Origin of the sequence: Chengkuizengella axinellae (assembly GCF_030730905.1) — a bacterium.
GTDB lineage: Bacteria > Bacillota > Bacilli > Paenibacillales > KCTC-33759 > Chengkuizengella > Chengkuizengella axinellae.
The window spans coordinates 949041-966329 of sequence record NZ_JAVAMP010000001.1; the positions used below are offsets into that span (position 1 = coordinate 949041).

Consider the following 17289-nt stretch of genomic DNA (forward strand, 5'->3'; position numbering starts at 1 on the left):
ATGAATAATATTTCAGTTGGAATCATTGGGACTGGAAAATATGTCCCTGAAAAAATATTAACAAACAAAGAACTAGAAAAAATGGTTGATACAAATGATGAGTGGATAAAAACCCGTACTGGGATAGAAGAAAGAAGAATACTTAGTGAAGGACAATCTACATCAGACCTTGCTTTAAAAGCATCAGAAGAAGCTTTGAAAAATGCGGGAATAACGGCTGAAGACCTTGATCTTATTGTTGTTGCAACAGTAACACCTGATATGTCTTTTCCTTCAACAGCATGTATTTTACAGGATAAATTAGGTGCGAAAAAAGCAGCAGCTTACGATTTGTCTGCAGCTTGTTCAGGATTCATTTACAGCTTGGCTAATGCCTCAAATTTTATAGCAAATGGTACATATAAGCATGTTCTAGTTATAGGTGCTGAAAGTTTGTCCACAATTACAGATTATACAGATCGTAACACATGTATTTTATTTGGTGATGGAGCAGGAGCAGTTGTGCTTGGACCTGTTGATGAAGGCAGAGGATTCCGTTCGTTTGAACTGGGTTCAGATGGTTCTGGAGGAGATTTGCTGAAAAAGACAGATTATATAGAGATGGAAGGCAGAGAAGTATTTAAGTTTGCCGTGCGCATTATGGGATCTGCTGCTGAAGAAGCTTTGACAAAAGCAAATATGAATAAGGCCGATATTGATTTATTAGTTCCTCATCAAGCCAATATCCGGATCATACAATCCGCATTAGAACGTTTAGAATTATCAGAGGATAAATGTGTGATTAATTTACAGAATTATGGAAATGCATCCGCGGCATCTATACCAATTGCTCTAGCTGAAGCCAATGAACAGGGAAGAATAAATGAAGGTGATTGTATTGTGTTGGTAGGCTTCGGTGGTGGATTAACATGGGGAGCTTCTGTACTTATTTGGTAACAGTTGAAACAAGTTTTTCCATGAACACGATCTAGATCTAGTAATTGACTGCGGTGATTTGTTTCACTTTTACGGGTTGTTTTTACACTGAAATAAGGAGTGGATTAAGATGGGAAAAGTTGCATTTGTTTTTCCAGGACAAGGTGCTCAAGTAGTTGGCATGGGTTTAGATGTATATGAACAACATGCGAGTGCAAAGTCTATTTTTAATAAAGCTGATGAAATATTGGATTTCAAGTTGTCTGACCTTGTATTTCAAGGTCCTGAAGATCAATTGAAGCTTACATATAATACACAGCCAGCGCTGTTAACGACAAGTATAGCTCTATATGAGGTTTTTAAAGAAGCTGGATTGACTCCAGATTTTGTTGCAGGCCATAGTTTAGGAGAATATAGTGCATTAGTTGCAGCTGGTGTGATGAGTTTTGAGGATGCGGTTCGAATAGTCCGTTTACGGGGCGAATTTATGGATCAGGCTGTGCCAGAAGGCAAAGGTTCAATGGCAGCGGTTCTTGGTTTGGAAAGAGATAAGTTAGAGGAATTATGCAAAGAAGTTAGTCATGATGTAGGTTTAGTTGAAATGGCGAATGTAAATTGTCCTGGTCAAATTGTTATCTCAGGCACGTCGGAAGGTATTCAAGCGATTGTTGAGAGAGGGAAAGAAGTGGGAGCCAAGAGAGTGCTTCCATTAGAAGTAAGTGGACCTTTTCATTCAACTCTTATGAAAACGGCAGCAGACAAGCTTTCAAAGGAATTAGATGGGATTCAGTTGAACTCTCCTGAATTTCCGGTTGTAGCAAACGTAACAGCAAGTGCAGTTGCAGAAGCATCCGAAATTAAAAAACTATTAGTTGATCAAGTATGCGCGCCTGTTTTGTGGGAAGCCAGCATTTTATACTTGCTCGAGCAAGGTGTGGATACTTTTATTGAAATCGGTTCTGGAAAAGTTTTGTCTGGGTTAATAAAAAAAATTAATCGTAAAGTAAAAGTCATATCGATACAGGATATGAAATCAATAGATGGTTTTAAAATGGAGGGATTACATGCTTAATGGGAAAGTAGCTCTAGTAACTGGCGCATCTCGCGGTATAGGGAAAGCGATAGCACTTTCATTGGCAGAAGCAGGAGCAGATATCGTTGTTAATTTTGCAGGGAATGAAAAAGCTGCAGCTGAAGTTGTCGAAGCGATAGAGGACTTAGGTCGAAAAGCGATTAAAATTCAAGCCAATGTGTCTCAGACATTTGAAGTAGCAAATATGTTCAAACAAGCAATTGAAACATTTGGCAAAGTTGACATATTGGTAAATAATGCAGGAGTTACTAGAGATAATTTATTAATGCGCATGAAGGAAGATGAGTTTGATCAAGTTATAGATATCAATTTAAAAGGTGTTTTTAATTGTATAAAAGCAGCAACAAGACCAATGATGAAGCAGCGCTCAGGTAGAATTATTAATATTTCATCTGTAGTAGGTGTATTGGGGAATGCTGGGCAAGCTAATTACGTAGCTGCAAAAGCTGGAGTGATTGGTTTAACTAAATCTGCAGCAAGAGAACTGGCATCACGTGGGATTACTGTGAATGCAGTGGCACCTGGATTTATTGAAACAGACATGACAGGGCATCTAAAAAGGGATATGGAAGAAGGAATATTAAGTCAAATTCCTCTTGCAAGGATGGGACAACCAGAAGAAATTGCCAATGCAGTTAAATTCCTTGCTTCTGATCAGGCTGCCTACATTACTGGTCAAACGTTACATGTTGATGGCGGTATGTATATGTAATTAAATATGCTTTTTGCATATGGAAATTTTATATGATTTTAAGTATAATACCATGGAGGAGGTGAACTGAATGTCAGAAGTAGTAGATCGCATTAAGAAAATTATTGTTGATCGTCTTGGTGTTGATGTAGCTGAAGTTACTCCCGAAGCATCTTTTAAAGATGATTTAGGTGCAGATTCTTTAGATGTAGTTGAGCTAATAATGGAATTAGAAGATGAGTTTGAAATGGAAATTTCTGATGAAGATGCTGAAAAAATTAATACCGTAGGTGAAGTTGTGAATTACATAGAATCACATAAATAATTGAACCTTATATAATTTAATTAGAATCTTCAAGTCCCGTTCAATAACGGGACTCTTATCTATCATTTTATACTTGTAAATGATGTAAATAGAGGGAAAAATATAATGTTTATACATAGGAACCTTAAATTCGACGATATCTCCGAAAGGTCACCGATTGGTGATTTTGTATTAAAAATTATTGCAAGAGTATAACGGACTCCCCTCAACCATTTTAATGTAGCGAACTAACGTTTGTTACATTTTGATTTATATGGTATAATTAACCTTACTGAAAAAATAAGTATACATAGCTATAATTTTAAAAAAAGTAATTTTCATAGAAAATGTAGTAAATTTAATAACTAACTGAGAATCTCTCACGGTTATAGATGTCGAGGATCTCATATGTTTTATATAGAGGTGAATGTGAATGAATCAAAGAGTTGTGATAACAGGTTTAGGTGTCATGTCTTCCCTAGGTTCTGAACTAGAAGCATTTTGGGACAACATATTAGAGGGCAAGTCAGGAGTTTCCAATATTGAATCCATAGATGTAAGCGAAATAAGCACGAAAATTGCTGCTTCTATAAAAGATTTTAATCCTGAGAAATATATGGAAAAAAAAGAAGCGCGCAAAATGGATCGTTTTGTTCAATTAGCTATTGCAGCCGCTACACACGCTTTAGAAGACTCTAACTTGAATATTCAAGAAGATGCAGATCCGGAAAGAGTCGGGGTTATTGTAGGCTCAGGTGTTGGTGGTCTTCAAACATGGGAGGAACAACATACAATATTACAAAAGAAAGGCCCAAAACGTGTAAGCCCATTCTTTATCCCAATGATGATTGCTAATATGGCTTCAGGACAAATATCAATTCGTACGGGAGCTAAAGGTCCTAATACTACGCCGGTTACGGCTTGTGCAACAGGTACTCATTCCATTGGTGATTCTTATAAAATAATACAGCGTGGTGATGCTGATATTATGATTTGTGGTGGAGCAGAAGCGCCCATTACTTTAATAGGAATGGCTGGATTTAGTTCACTTCGTGCTATGTCAACAAGAAATGATGAGCCAGAAAAAGCTAGCCGCCCATTTGATACTGGTAGAGATGGTTTTGTTATGGGAGAAGGTTCTGGGGTTTTAATATTAGAATCTTATGAACATGCAATAAAACGAAATGCTAAAATCTACGGTGAAATTATAGGTTATGGAATGAGTGGTGATGCATATCATATTACTGATCCATCTCCAGACGGTGCTGAGCGATGTATGAAAAATGCACTAAAGGATGCTGGGATTGAACCAAAAGATGTAGATTATATCAATGCTCATGGTACTTCTACACCTGTTGGAGATATCTCTGAAACAAATGCTATTAAAAATACTTTTGGCAAGCATGCTTATGAATTGGCAGTTAGTTCAACTAAATCAATGACAGGTCATTTACTAGGTGCTGCTGGGGGAATTGAAGCTGTTATAACTGGATTAACTATAAAAAACGGTATGATCCCACCTACTATTAATCTTGATAATCAAGATCCCGATTGTGATCTGGATTATGTAGCTAATGTAGCAAGAAAAACGGATGTTCAAATCGCATTGTCAAATTCTTTTGGTTTTGGTGGACATAATGCGAGCATCATTATGAAAAAATTATAAATGAAATTTGATCATATCATTCTTTCAATGGAGTCATATTTTAATCGATCAGGTGGTGAAATATATGAATCAGGATTTAAAACAATTACAGACTAAGTTGGATATTTATTTTAAAAATCAAAAATTATTAAAGCAAGCATTTACTCATTCATCTTATGTGAATGAACATCGCTTATCTAAATATGAAGATAATGAAAGATTAGAGTTTCTAGGTGATGCAGTACTAGAATTAACGATCTCTGAATATTTATTTCAAACCTATCGAAGATTACCAGAGGGAGAGTTAACAAAACTAAGAGCTTCAATTGTGTGTGAGCCTTCCTTGGAAAAGTTTGCTTCGGCATTAGATTTTGGGGCATATGCGTTTCTAGGTAAAGGCGAGGAACTAACTGGAGGAAGAGCAAGGCCTGCTTTGTTGGCAGATCTTTTTGAGTCTTTTATGGGGGCACTATTTCTTGATCAAGGTTTAGAAGCAGTGAAGTCTTTCTTGGAAAAGTATATATTTCCCAAATTGTCTAGCGAAGGCAAACCTCAATTGAAAGACTATAAAACACAACTTCAAGAATTTACTCAACAACATAATATGGGTGTTATTAAATATAGAATAGTAGATGAAAGTGGTCCAGCTCATGAAAGGTTGTTTGTATCTGAAGTGAGTATGAATGATACTAGTTTAGGTCAGGGTAAAGGTCGATCAAAAAAAGAAGCAGAGCAACAAGCAGCGTCAAAAGCACTTATAAAATTAAATTATAAATAATTAAATTATAGATTGATGAGCTTTTGTAGAAATCGTCGAATGAAGTTTTGGGTTTGTTAAAAAAGGCGCCTCAAGTATACAATAATACTTGGAGGAGCCTCTTTTCATTTTTAAGGATTTTTCTTCACTTTTTGGTGTTCTAGGCTTATTGGGCCCCGCAAAAGTAATAGGATTATTCTTCTATGAATTTTCTTCACTTTTGTGGAAAAGTTCATGGGGTCCCCGGAAAGTATTCGGATATATCTACCTTGAATCTTGTTCACTTTTTGGGGAGAAATTGTGGTATATTTATTCATGAGGTGAGACCTTTATATGTTTTTAAAAAGGATTGAATTAAGTGGTTTTAAATCATTTGCTGACAAAACAGCATTAGATTTTGTACAGGGTATTACTGCTGTTGTTGGTCCAAATGGAAGTGGAAAAAGCAACATTTCTGATTCCATACGTTGGGTGTTAGGTGAACAAAGAGCTAAATCCCTTCGTGGAGGAAAAATGGAGGATATCATTTTCGCAGGTAGTGAGAAGAGAAGACCTGTGAATTTTGGAGAAGTTTCACTTACATTGGACAATACAGATGAAAAATTGTCACTGGATTTTAGTGAAGTTACTGTAACTCGTCGTATTCATCGCAGTGGCGATAGTGAATATTTCATTAATAAACAAGCTTGTAGACTGAAGGATATCATAGAGCTGTTTATGGATACTGGAATAGGTAGGGAAGCTTATTCCATCATAGGACAAGGTAAAATTGAGGAAATATTAAGCAACCGTTCAGAAGAAAGAAGAGGCATTTTTGAAGAAGCCTCTGGCATAGTAAAATTTAAATCACGGAAAAAAGAATCAGAAAAAAAACTGGCTGAAACTGAGCAAAACTTACTCAGAATTTATGATCTTATCGCCGAATTAGAGGATCAGATTGAACCATTGCAAAAGCAGTCTGAGAAGGCCATCCTATATAAGGAATTAAAGGAACAATTAAAAACACACGACATATCCCTTTATGTATATAAAATAGAAGATTCACATCAAAACTGGAAAGCAGCTTCAGATACTTTAAACGAACTTCAAAATAAACAGATTGAGCTTTCAACAATCGTTAATCAACATGACGCTACGATTGAAAAAGACCGAATGCTTGCAAAGCAGCTTGAAGAAGAATTGGATCAATTGCAAAGCGTCTTATTAAATCTGAGCGAAGAGGTTGAGAAGAGTGAGGGTTTTGGCGAGGTTTTAAAAGAGCGCCATAAGAATTTATTACAGCAAAAATCACAGCAGCAGATTTTGATCTCTGAAAAAAATCAGCGTTTTGATAATATAAAAAATGAACAACATTCATATGAAAACAGACTAGATTCGATTTTAAAACAACTTGAAGAAGCCGAATTCAATTTACAAGATAAACATAAACATTTAATAGGAATTACGTCAGAATTAAACATTGACTCTGAAGAACAGCTGCAAGAGAAACTTTTGAAAACAATTAATGAAATTGCGCAGGGTCAAAATGAAATTACCAATATTCAGCAACAGCTTAAAGGCAACGATGAGAAAATAGAAGAACTCGAACAATTACATAAGCTTTTAACTGAACAAAATGATGATCTTTCTAAACAAAATAAAGTGACATTAAATTCTTTGCATCAAATACAAGATGAAATCGATGTCTCTAAAGATAAATACATTCAAATCAGTGAACAAGTAAAACAAAAGCAAAGATTGTTAGAGGATATTTTGTTGACTGTACAAAAGTGGCAGCAAAAACTGAATACTTTAATTTCTAGAAAAGATACCTTTAAAGAAATGGAAAACGATTTTGATGGTTTCTTTCATGGTGTTAAGGAAGTGTTGAAAAAACGAGGTCAAACTTCCGGAGGTTTAAAAGGTGTTCATGGTGCTGTAGCTGAGTTAGTAAACGTTCCTGCTAATTTAGAAACCGCAGTAGAAACAGCATTAGGAGGAGCTCTGCAGTTTATCGTAATGGAGAATGAACAGGACAGTCGCCAAGCTATTTCCTATTTAAAGCAGAGAAAATTAGGTCGAGCTACATTTTTACCATTAGATGTTATCAAGTCGCGATCTATTCCTTCTCATGAACTGAACAAAATGAGTCAAAATGAAGGATTCATTGGTATAGCTGCTGACTTAATACATTTTGATTCTACTTACCAATCCATCGTTTCTAATTTATTAGGTCAGGTTATTATTGCAAAAAGTTTAGAACAAGCTAATCGAATTGCTGCTTATTGCTCATATCGATTTAAAGTAGTTACATTAGATGGCGATGTTGTAAATGCAGGTGGTTCTATGACTGGGGGGAGCGTTCAAAAGAAAAATGCGAATCTCTTAGGTCGAAAAAGACAAATTGAAGAATTGGAGCAACAAATAATAAATTCTCAGGTACAGCTTGATCAATTACAGGAAAAAAGTAAAAACATTAAAAAAGAAATTTCTGATACATCTTCAGAATTAGAAGAACTGAGAACAATTGGTGAACAGCTTCGTTTGCAAGAGCAGAAAATTCAGGCTGAAATCCAGCAATGCAAACAGCAAATGGAGCATACACAATCACAGATGATATCAAATCAAAAAGAAATCGATCAAATATTAGTAAAAACACAGAATTTAATAGAAAGAGAAAAAATAGAAAGTGAAAAATTATCAACAGCCAAATTAACTGAAAAAGAAACTCAACAGGTTATGAAGGAAGTTGAAGAAAACCGTAAAGAACAACAAACCATCAAAGATGAAGTTCAAAATGAATTAACTGAATTGCGGGTGAAAGTAGCTTCTATTACACAGGAAAGGCAGGCTGCTTTAGAACAATTAGATCGTTTTCGTCAGGAATTAGAGCTGCTGCAGCAAGAAATGGATTCGAATCAACAAATTCAACAAAAGCTTGAAGTAGAAATTGAACAGAATGAACAAGAACATGTAGAACAAGTTGAAAAATTGAACCTTCTTAAAATAAACAAACAAGAATGCACCAATCAAATTGCATTTAAAAGAAAAGAGCGGGCAGACGGATTACAAACGATTGAATTAAAAGAAAGTGAAACAAAAGAACAAAGGATAGCCCTTAAAAAAACGGAGGATAAGTTTCATCAAGTTGAAGTAAAAGCGAATCGATTGGATGTTGAGTTAGATAATTTATTAAATAAACTTTCAGAGGATTACGAGCTCAGTTTTGAACTAGCAAAAGAGCGATATCCTGTTCCTACAGATATTGTAGAAACACAAGAAATGGTAAAACAATTAAAAAGAAAGATCACCTCCTTAGGTGATGTCAACCTAGGTGCAATCGATGAGTATGAACGAATTCATAATCGATTTGAATTTTTGTCCCAGCAACAGCAGGATTTGATTGAAGCTAAAGATACACTGTATCAAGTCATTGAGCAATTAGGTGATGAAATGTCACAGCGTTTTATTACTACTTTTGAAGAAATACGCAAAAATTTTGTCGTTGTATTTGCAAGGTTATTTGGTGGAGGAAGAGCAGATTTAGTACTAAGTGATCCAGAAAATATACTGGAAACAGGTGTGGATATCGTTGCACAACCACCAGGAAAGAAGCTCCAGAATCTTCAGTTATTATCTGGAGGGGAAAGGGCGTTGACTGCCATTGCTTTGTTATTTGCCATCTTACATGTTAAACCTGTGCCTTTTTGTGTATTGGATGAGGTTGAAGCAGCTCTAGATGAAGCAAATGTTACTCGTTTTGCAGAATATTTGCGAGAATTTTCACTACAAACGCAATTTATCGTTGTTACACACCGTAAAGGAACGATGGAAGAAGCAGATGTATTATATGGTATTACTATGGAAGAGGATGGAGTATCTAAACTAGTTTCTGTTCGATTAGACGAAGACGAAGATGGATTTTTCTCAGCTTCATAAAGAATGAATTAAAAATGAATAAAGGATTAGATGGAGGATAAATATGAGTTTTTTTAAAAAGTTAAAAGATAAGATTTCCAAAAAAACAGAAGAAGTAACTACTAAGTTTAAGGAAGGATTAAGTAAAACAAGTTCTTCTTTTACTGAAAAAATAGAAACGTTGGTTCTTCGACGTAAAAAAATCGATGAGGATTTTTACGAAGAGCTAGAAGAAATATTAATTGGAGCAGACGTTGGCGTGAACGTAGTGATGGATTTAATTGATGAACTGCGTACGGAAGTCCGCAAAAAAAAGATCGAAGATGCAGCAGATTTACAGCCTGTTTTATCAGAAAAGCTTGTTGAGTTGTTATCGGGTAAAGAGGACAATAGCTTAAATATCCAAGAGACTGGTTTGACGGTTATTCTTTTTGTGGGTGTAAATGGAGTAGGTAAAACGACAACAATAGGGAAGATGGCTCATCGCTTTAATTCAGAAGGTAAAAAAGTACTATTGGCTGCAGGTGATACGTTCCGTGCAGGAGCGATAGAACAGCTTGAGGTATGGGGAAATCGTGTTGGTGTTGATGTAATTAAACAGCAGGCTGGTTCAGATCCGGCTGCCGTCATTTTTGATGCACTTCAAGCTGCTAAAAAGAGAGAAGCAGACATTTTACTATGTGATACAGCAGGTAGATTGCAAAATAAAACAAACTTGATGGAGGAGCTTAATAAAATATACCGTGTCATTAAACGCGAAGTTCCAAATGCACCTCATGAGGTTTTACTTGTATTAGATGCAACAACAGGTCAGAACGCATTAAGCCAAGCGAAGTTGTTCGGAGAAAAAACGGGTGTTACTGGATTAGTCTTAACAAAGCTTGATGGTACTGCAAAAGGTGGAATTGTAGTAGCGATCCGAAATGGAATGGATATCCCTGTGAAGTTTGTTGGTTTGGGGGAGAAAATGGATGATTTGCAGGAATTTGATTCTGAACAATTCGTTCATGCTTTATTTGCAGGATTGATAAAAGATGAAGAGGAAAGAGAAGAAGCGGACGAGGTTTCGGAGGAGTAAAAGTTAGTATAGTGCCTTATTAAAAAGGTTAAAAGGATGTCATGATGATTTGATATCCTTTTTTCTATAAGTAAAAAAAGTGTATTCTACTCCCTATCGTTTTTATTAATTCTTATTAGTTTGCTATCGTTACTCTCAGGTTCCTATCAAGTAAAACCACTTGACATTAACTTACGAATCCATTATGATGTATAAAGTTGACTGTAAGGATATATTCCTTGACAGAAGGAGAAGAGAATATGTCTGCTGATAAAATGTTAGAAAAAACGAATCGAATTAATCTGTTATTTGATTTTTATCAGAACTTATTAACCGAGAAACAGCAAACATACTTAAAGTTTTACTTCCAGGATGATTATTCCTTGGGTGAAATTGCGGAACAATTTCAAATAAGCAGACAAGCTATATATGAACATATAAAACGGGCAGAACATGTGCTTGAGCAATATGAAAACAAGCTGCACTTAGTGGCAAACTTTATTGATCGAAATGAACTATTAAATCAATTAAACGACCACATAATGGATCTAAAAGAGAATAAACAGATGACAAACATTATAAATAAAATAAAAAGCATTGATGAGATATAAAATTAAAGGATCTGGGGGTGAAGATGAATGGCAGCTTTTGAAGGATTATCAAGTAGATTGCAAAATGTTTTCGGAAAATTAAAAGGTAAAGGAAAAGTTTCTGAAAATGATGTGAAGGATGCGATGCGTGAAGTTAGACTCGCTCTTCTTGAAGCGGATGTAAACTTTAAGGTAGTTAAAGATTTCATCAACAAAGTGAAAGAAAAAGCGATCGGGCAGGATGTGATGGAAAGTTTTACGCCTGGTATGGTCATCATCGATATCGTTAATAAAGAATTAACTTCTTTAATGGGGGAAACACAAAGCAAGTTAAATAAATCCAACAAACCTCCTACAATTATTATGATGGCTGGTTTACAAGGGGCTGGTAAAACAACTACAACAGGTAAACTAGCGAAATACTTACAAAAGCAAAACCATAAACCACTTTTAATTGCTGCAGATATCTATAGACCTGCTGCGATCAAACAGCTTCAAATTTTAGGAGAGCAAATTGATGCACCAGTATTTTCATTAGGTGATAAAGCAAATCCTGTAGATATAGCCAAACAAGGTTTGCAGCAAGCGAAGGAAAATCACAATGACTATGTCATCATTGATACAGCAGGTCGATTACATATCGATGAAGAATTAATGAATGAGCTTAAAGAAATTAAAGAAACAGTGAAACCTGATGAAGTATTGTTAGTTGTAGACTCCATGACGGGGCAGGATGCTGTGAACGTAGCCGAAAGCTTCAATGAGCAGCTCGAATTAACCGGAGTTGTTTTAACAAAACTAGATGGTGATACTCGAGGTGGTGCTGCGCTTTCTGTAAAAGCAGTAACAGGAAAACCTATTAAGTTTGCTGCTATGGGAGAAAAAATTGATGCTCTAGAACCTTTTTATCCTGACAGAATGGCTTCTCGTATTTTAGGTATGGGTGACATGCTGAGTTTAATTGAGAAAGCACAAACGAATATCGATGAAGAAAAAGCCAAAGAAATGGAACGCAAAATGCGTAAAGCTGAATTTACATTTGAGGATTTTCTTGAGCAAATGGAACAAGTCAGAAATATGGGTCCACTTGATCAAATTATGGATATGATGCCTGGGATGGGCAAAATGAAAAATATGAAAAACCTAAATGTAGATGAAAAACAGCTTGCGCGTGTAGAAGCGATTGTTAAATCAATGACAACAGAGGAAAAACGAAAACCAGAAATTTTAAATGCAAGCCGTCGTAAACGGATTGCTCTTGGTAGTGGTACTTCTGTAAAAGATGTAAATAGATTACTAAAACAGTTTGAAGATATGAAAAAAATGATGAAGCAATTTTCAACTATGATGGGTGGACAAGGTAAAAAAGGAAAGAAACCCAAGTTAGGAAAAGGATTTAAATTTCCTTTTGGATAGGGAGTTCAAAACTTGTTACTTTATTAAGGAGGTGAAAACATAATGGCAACTCGTATTCGCTTAAAACGTATGGGTGCTCATAAAGCACCATTTTATCGTGTCGTTGTATCAGACTCTCGTTCTCCTCGTGATGGACGTTTCATCGAGGAAATTGGAACATATAACCCACTAACTGAGCCTGCTACAGTAAGCATCAATGAAGAGAAAGCACTAAAGTGGTTAGGTACTGGTGCAAAACCTTCTGATACTGTACGCAATTTATTCAGTAATGCAGGAATCATGAAAGCTTTTCATGAGCAAAAGCTTCAAAAATAATATCTTCATACGGAGGGGCTTTTTATGAAAGAGTTAATTATAACGATCGTAAAGGCACTTGTAGACCATCCAGAAGATGTTCATGTGAATGAAGTAGAAAAAGATCGTGAAACGGTTTATCAATTGTCAGTCCATAGCGATGATATGGGTAAGGTGATTGGCAAACAAGGTCGGATCGCAAAAGCGCTTCGTACAGTTGTATCTTCAGCAGCTGTTAAAGAGAAAAAGCGTGTATACATTGATATTATTCAATAAGGGTTAGGGAATAAACTTCCTAACCTTTTTGTTTATCATTTTTTATAAAGTAAATAAGAAGATTTAACTTTTTAATGGGTATATTAATCAAAAGGTTGCGTCTAATGTTTGTTTAGGAGTGAAGGAAATTGGAGGAAAATAAAAAGTATTACAGAGTAGGCAAAATTGTAAATACTCATGGTTTGCGTGGAGATTTAAAAATTGTCTCAAAGTCTGATTTTCCAGAAATTAGATTCAAAAAAGATAGTCAATTATATGTACAGTTAGAGAATGAAAACAAATATCAAGCTTTGACAGTGGAATCAGCACGTCCCCACAAAGAAGTGTATATCGTGAAGTTTAAGGGCTTTAATCATATTAATGAAGTTGAAAAATATAAAAATTCCGTTTTATACGTTTCTGAAGAGCAATTGGTTGAGCTTCCTGAAGATGAATATTATTTCCATGAAATTATTGGGTGCAGAGTGTTAACAGAAGAAAATGAAGAACTAGGGAAAATTATTGATATTTTAACACCAGGAGCTAATGATGTTTGGGTCGTTAAGCATAATAAAGGAAATGATTTGTTAATCCCAGTCATCGATGATGTTTTACTAAATGTAAATATACAGGAAAAAGTGGTTAAGATTCGATTAATGGAAGGAATGTTATAAACATGAAAATCGATGTTCTAACCTTATTTCCAGATATGTTTCAAGGGGTTTTTAAAGAAAGTATTTTAGGGAAAGCAAACGAGAAGGGACTAGTTGCTTTAAATACTATTAATTTTCGTGATTATGCTAATAATAAACATAAAACTGTAGATGATTACCCTTATGGTGGTGGAGCGGGGATGGTATTAAAACCCGAACCCATTTTTTCAGCTGTTGAAAACCTTTTAGAGAAAGGTGATTCGGAGTATAAAGTTGTTTTAATGTGTCCGCAAGGTGAAAAGTTTAACCAAAAAAAAGCTGAAGAATTGTCCAGATCTGAACATCTTATTTTCATATGTGGACATTATGAAGGGTATGATGAAAGAATTAGGAAACATTTGGTTACGGATGAAATTTCTATTGGTGATTATATATTAACTGGTGGAGAGATTCCAGCCATGGCAGTTATTGATAGTGTTGTTCGGCTTTTGCCTGGAGTATTAGGAAATGAAACATCTGCAGGGAATGATTCTTTTAGTTCTGGGTTGTTGGAATACCCACAATATACAAGACCAGCTTCATTTAGAGGGTTAGATGTTCCAGATGTATTAATGTCAGGTCATCATAAAAATATTGAAAAATGGAGAGAAAAGGAAGCCTTGCGTAGAACGCTGGAGAGAAGACCAGAATTGTTAGAAGAATTGACTTTAAGTAAAGAACAAGAAAATTACATAAATGAAATTAAACTAAAACCAAAAAAAACATAGGCAAAATCATAATTTCACATTGAGTTTTCAAGCACGATATGGTAAAATACAATCTGTTGTGATCGACTAAGGTGGTCCTCTGCTCGTAAAATATATATAGGAATTCATTCTATATTCATAGACGGTATGAACATCTGTTTGGAAGGAGGAAATACTCATGAATATTGTTAGAGAAATTACACAAGATCAATTACGTCAAGATTTACCAAGCTTTCGTGCTGGAGACACTTTAAAAGTACACGTTAAAGTTATCGAGGGATCTCGTGAACGTATTCAGATCTTTGAAGGTGTAGTTATCAAAAGACGTGGTGGCGGAATTAGTGAGACGTTTACTGTAAGAAAAATATCTTACGGTGTTGGTGTTGAAAGAACTTTCCCATTACACTCACCTAAAATTGATAAAATCGATGTTGTTCGCCGTGGTAAAGTTCGTCGTGCTAAGTTATATTACTTACGTGCACTTCGCGGTAAAGCAGCAAGAATTAAAGAAATTAGAAGATAAAAAAAGGAAGGGGCTTGCTGAGACAAGCCCTTTTTTTTAACGTATAGAAAAGTACTTTTTAACATTGTCGTGGTTCCTGTAATATCTATTTCTATTCATATTTATCTTCATATTTTATCTTCGTAAAGAGAAAGGTCATGGCTATGGAAGAAAAAATAGATAATTTAGAGAATAAAGAAGAAAAATATACAAATTCCTATTTGAATACAGCTTGGGAATGGATAAAATCCATACTAATTGCAGTTGCATTGGTCGTAATTATCCGCTCTTTTTTATTTACACCAACTGTTGTATCTGGTCAGTCTATGGAGCCTAGCTTTTTTAATACTGATAAGTTGATTGTAAATAAAATTCTGTACTCTATCCGTGAACCAGAACGTGGTGAAGTGATCATATTTGAAGCGAATCAAGAACAAGACTTTATAAAAAGAGTGATTGCATTGCCAGGTGAGACTGTAGAAGTTAAGGGAGACCAAGTGTTTGTTAATGGAGAACTATTGGATGAACCTTACATTCAGGATGAAATAGATGCAGCCAAGAAAAATGGCGGTACTTACAACAACTTGGATTTTCCTGAAGCTATTGTTCCAGAAGGTAGACTATTTGTGATGGGGGATAACCGACCAAATAGTCAAGATAGCAGAAGGATTGGTTTTATAACGTATGACCAAGTTATTGGCAGGGCAGATTTAGTATTTTGGCCGATTCAGGATATCGGGTTAGTCTCACATGAAGTAGGTGAAAACAAATGACAATTCAATGGTTTCCTGGTCATATGACCAAAGCGAGAAGGCAAATCGAAGGAAAATTAAAACTTATTGATTTAGTAATAGAATTATTGGATGCTCGAGTTCCTCTTTCTAGTCGTAATCCAATGGTTGATGAAATACTTAAAGATAAACCAAGGATAGTCCTTTTAAATAAAGCAGATTTAGCTGATCCAGCGGTTACAAATGAATGGGTTCAGTTTTTTAAAAAGCAAAAGTTAGATGCTTTACCGATCGATTCAATTTCTGGTTCACAAGTTCAAGAAATTTTACCTCGGTCGAAGCAGCTCTTAAAGCATAAAATTGACGCACAACTACGAAAAGGGATAAAACCTAGAGCAATTCGATCATTAATCGTCGGGATTCCAAATGTAGGGAAGTCAACGCTGATTAATCGTCTTGCAGGGAAAAAGATAGCTGAGACAGGGGATAAACCTGGTGTAACAAAAGCGCAGCAGTGGATAAAAATAGGTACTGAAATGGAGTTGCTAGACACTCCAGGTATTTTATGGCCTAAGTTCGAAGATCAAAATGTTGGAATACGTTTAGCAGCAACAGGAGCTATTAAAGAAACACTTATAAATTTAGATGATATAGCATTTCATGTTATCCGTTACTTTCTGAAAGAATACCCAGAAAGACTTAACGAAAGATACGGTATAGAAGAAGTTCCAGAGGACTTGTCTGACCCAAATGAAATTGTGAATATTATGGAAGAGATCGGACAAAAACGAGGATGCATCAAACGCGGAGGCATTATTGATTTAGAGAAAACATCCAGCATTATACTAAGAGAAATGCGCGCAGGTACTTTAGGCAGATTTTCATTAGAGACACCAGGAGAAGATACATGATTAATTTTGAAAAAAAATATTGGCAGCAAAATAAACACCACATAGCAGGCATTGATGAAGTCGGTAGAGGATGTCTGTTAGGTGATGTTGTAGCTGCTGCTGTTATTTTGCCAATAGATTTAGAAATTGAAGGCATTAATGACTCAAAAAAACTAAGTCCTAAAAAAAGAGAAGCATGTTTTGAAATCATCATGGATAAAGCATTGGCTGTTGGTATTGGTAGGGTGGATTCTGAAACAATAGATGATATTAATATAAAACAAGCTACTCGTTTAGCAATGGAGCAAGCAGTTGAGAAGTTAAAGATCTCACCTGATTATTTATTTATAGATGCAGAAAAAATCAACAGTCCCATTCCGCAGCTATCTATTATCAAAGGGGATCAATTAAGTCAGTCAATAGCAGCTGCATCTATTGTTGCTAAAGTAACTCGAGATCGTTTGTGTTTACAGTGGGATTTGCAGTATCCACAATATGATATAGCCAAACATAAAGGGTATGGCACAAAATTACATAGAGAACATATAACAAACTATGGACCGTGTCCCCTTCATCGTCGCACTTTTTTGAAAAATATTATAAATGTGCAGCAAACGTTATTTTAGATGAATTTATCACATTTAGTTATCTCCTTTTTCTTAAAAGGGTAGGTAACCGCTGCATTCACCTGAAAAGGGTATTAATTCGAAAAAAATACCTTATTTTAATATATCTGAGAATGACTATAAAAATAGAGGGAAATATTAGCCTTATTCGTATGTTTTTTTATAAGGTCAAAATTTCCTCTATTTTTTTCCGCTGAAATCAAGATTTATCACGTTTTCATGCGGTA

The 17289-nt window shown here is 35.4% G+C and carries 18 protein-coding genes; all 18 read left to right on the forward strand.

Going from position 1 to position 17289, the window contains the following annotated elements; all coding sequences use genetic code 11:
• The 18 genes from Q5Y73_RS04755 to rnhB all read left to right on the forward strand — a co-directional run bounded on the left by Q5Y73_RS04755 (position 1) and on the right by rnhB (position 17062).
• The gene (locus tag Q5Y73_RS04755) at positions 1-936 is read left to right on the forward strand and encodes a beta-ketoacyl-ACP synthase III (RefSeq protein ID WP_305990675.1); all 936 of its coding nucleotides are present in this window, start codon (positions 1-3) and stop codon (positions 934-936) included.
• 109 nt (positions 937-1045) lie between these two features.
• Entirely contained in the window at positions 1046-1987 is a 942-nt protein-coding gene (gene fabD, locus Q5Y73_RS04760; RefSeq protein WP_305990676.1) for an ACP S-malonyltransferase, read from the forward strand.
• Positions 1980-2720 carry a 3-oxoacyl-[acyl-carrier-protein] reductase gene (gene fabG, locus Q5Y73_RS04765; RefSeq protein ID WP_305990677.1) on the forward strand — a complete coding sequence of 247 codons (741 nt, stop codon included), beginning with the start codon at positions 1980-1982 and terminating at the stop codon, positions 2718-2720. The genes fabD and fabG overlap by 8 nt, the downstream gene beginning before the upstream one ends.
• A gap of 70 nt (positions 2721-2790) precedes the next feature.
• Complete coding sequence (locus Q5Y73_RS04770) at positions 2791-3024, forward strand: acyl carrier protein (RefSeq protein WP_305990678.1); 234 nt, start codon at positions 2791-2793, stop codon at positions 3022-3024.
• Positions 3025-3436: 412 nt separating this feature from the next.
• Positions 3437-4669 (forward strand): beta-ketoacyl-ACP synthase II, encoded by a 1233-nt coding sequence (gene fabF / locus Q5Y73_RS04775; RefSeq protein ID WP_305990679.1) that lies wholly within the window; start codon positions 3437-3439, stop codon positions 4667-4669.
• A gap of 64 nt (positions 4670-4733) precedes the next feature.
• Positions 4734-5426, forward strand: coding sequence for a ribonuclease III (gene rnc / locus Q5Y73_RS04780; RefSeq protein ID WP_305990680.1), 693 nt, complete (start codon positions 4734-4736; stop codon positions 5424-5426).
• A 312-nt stretch (positions 5427-5738) separates the two neighbouring features.
• Positions 5739-9323, forward strand: coding sequence for a chromosome segregation protein SMC (gene smc / locus Q5Y73_RS04785; RefSeq protein WP_305990681.1), 3585 nt, complete (start codon positions 5739-5741; stop codon positions 9321-9323).
• A 43-nt stretch (positions 9324-9366) separates the two neighbouring features.
• A complete protein-coding gene (ftsY, locus tag Q5Y73_RS04790) occupies positions 9367-10380 on the forward strand; it encodes a signal recognition particle-docking protein FtsY (RefSeq protein ID WP_305990682.1) in 1014 nt (337 codons plus the stop codon).
• Positions 10381-10619: 239 nt separating this feature from the next.
• Positions 10620-10970 (forward strand): putative DNA-binding protein, encoded by a 351-nt coding sequence (locus tag Q5Y73_RS04795; protein WP_305990683.1) that lies wholly within the window; start codon positions 10620-10622, stop codon positions 10968-10970.
• Between the two features lie 27 nt (positions 10971-10997).
• Positions 10998-12365: a signal recognition particle protein gene (ffh, locus tag Q5Y73_RS04800; protein WP_305990684.1), complete on the forward strand. Its 1368-nt coding sequence runs from the start codon at positions 10998-11000 to the stop codon at positions 12363-12365.
• A gap of 42 nt (positions 12366-12407) precedes the next feature.
• Complete coding sequence (gene rpsP / locus Q5Y73_RS04805) at positions 12408-12680, forward strand: 30S ribosomal protein S16 (RefSeq protein WP_305990685.1); 273 nt, start codon at positions 12408-12410, stop codon at positions 12678-12680.
• 24 nt (positions 12681-12704) lie between these two features.
• Positions 12705-12935: a KH domain-containing protein gene (locus Q5Y73_RS04810; RefSeq protein WP_305990686.1), complete on the forward strand. Its 231-nt coding sequence runs from the start codon at positions 12705-12707 to the stop codon at positions 12933-12935.
• Positions 12936-13063: 128 nt separating this feature from the next.
• Entirely contained in the window at positions 13064-13588 is a 525-nt protein-coding gene (gene rimM, locus Q5Y73_RS04815) for a ribosome maturation factor RimM (protein WP_305990687.1), read from the forward strand.
• Between the two features lie 2 nt (positions 13589-13590).
• Positions 13591-14334, forward strand: a complete 744-nt coding sequence (gene trmD, locus Q5Y73_RS04820; protein WP_305990688.1) for a tRNA (guanosine(37)-N1)-methyltransferase TrmD — start codon at positions 13591-13593, stop codon at positions 14332-14334.
• A 157-nt stretch (positions 14335-14491) separates the two neighbouring features.
• The gene (gene rplS, locus Q5Y73_RS04825; RefSeq protein WP_305990689.1) at positions 14492-14836 is read left to right on the forward strand and encodes a 50S ribosomal protein L19; all 345 of its coding nucleotides are present in this window, start codon (positions 14492-14494) and stop codon (positions 14834-14836) included.
• A 137-nt stretch (positions 14837-14973) separates the two neighbouring features.
• Positions 14974-15588, forward strand: coding sequence for a signal peptidase I (lepB, locus tag Q5Y73_RS04830; protein WP_371320144.1), 615 nt, complete (start codon positions 14974-14976; stop codon positions 15586-15588).
• A complete protein-coding gene (gene ylqF, locus Q5Y73_RS04835) occupies positions 15585-16457 on the forward strand; it encodes a ribosome biogenesis GTPase YlqF (RefSeq protein ID WP_305990690.1) in 873 nt (290 codons plus the stop codon). Before lepB ends, ylqF begins: the two co-directional genes overlap by 4 nt.
• Positions 16424-17062, forward strand: coding sequence for a ribonuclease HII (rnhB, locus tag Q5Y73_RS04840; RefSeq protein WP_305990875.1), 639 nt, complete (start codon positions 16424-16426; stop codon positions 17060-17062). Before ylqF ends, rnhB begins: the two co-directional genes overlap by 34 nt.
• The last annotated feature ends 227 nt before the right edge of the window (positions 17063-17289 follow it).

Coding starts and splice junctions, on each gene's coding strand:
- Q5Y73_RS04755 (WP_305990675.1), top strand. CDS start 1: ATGAATAATATTTCAGTTGGAATCATTGGGACTGGAAAATATGTCCCT.
- fabD (WP_305990676.1), top strand. CDS start 1,046: ATGGGAAAAGTTGCATTTGTTTTTCCAGGACAAGGTGCTCAAGTAGTT.
- fabG (WP_305990677.1), top strand. CDS start 1,980: ATGCTTAATGGGAAAGTAGCTCTAGTAACTGGCGCATCTCGCGGTATA.
- Q5Y73_RS04770 (WP_305990678.1), top strand. CDS start 2,791: ATGTCAGAAGTAGTAGATCGCATTAAGAAAATTATTGTTGATCGTCTT.
- fabF (WP_305990679.1), top strand. CDS start 3,437: ATGAATCAAAGAGTTGTGATAACAGGTTTAGGTGTCATGTCTTCCCTA.
- rnc (WP_305990680.1), top strand. CDS start 4,734: ATGAATCAGGATTTAAAACAATTACAGACTAAGTTGGATATTTATTTT.
- smc (WP_305990681.1), top strand. CDS start 5,739: ATGTTTTTAAAAAGGATTGAATTAAGTGGTTTTAAATCATTTGCTGAC.
- ftsY (WP_305990682.1), top strand. CDS start 9,367: ATGAGTTTTTTTAAAAAGTTAAAAGATAAGATTTCCAAAAAAACAGAA.
- Q5Y73_RS04795 (WP_305990683.1), top strand. CDS start 10,620: ATGTCTGCTGATAAAATGTTAGAAAAAACGAATCGAATTAATCTGTTA.
- ffh (WP_305990684.1), top strand. CDS start 10,998: ATGGCAGCTTTTGAAGGATTATCAAGTAGATTGCAAAATGTTTTCGGA.
- rpsP (WP_305990685.1), top strand. CDS start 12,408: ATGGCAACTCGTATTCGCTTAAAACGTATGGGTGCTCATAAAGCACCA.
- Q5Y73_RS04810 (WP_305990686.1), top strand. CDS start 12,705: ATGAAAGAGTTAATTATAACGATCGTAAAGGCACTTGTAGACCATCCA.
- trmD (WP_305990688.1), top strand. CDS start 13,591: ATGAAAATCGATGTTCTAACCTTATTTCCAGATATGTTTCAAGGGGTT.
- rplS (WP_305990689.1), top strand. CDS start 14,492: ATGAATATTGTTAGAGAAATTACACAAGATCAATTACGTCAAGATTTA.
- lepB (WP_371320144.1), top strand. CDS start 14,974: ATGGCTATGGAAGAAAAAATAGATAATTTAGAGAATAAAGAAGAAAAA.
- ylqF (WP_305990690.1), top strand. CDS start 15,585: ATGACAATTCAATGGTTTCCTGGTCATATGACCAAAGCGAGAAGGCAA.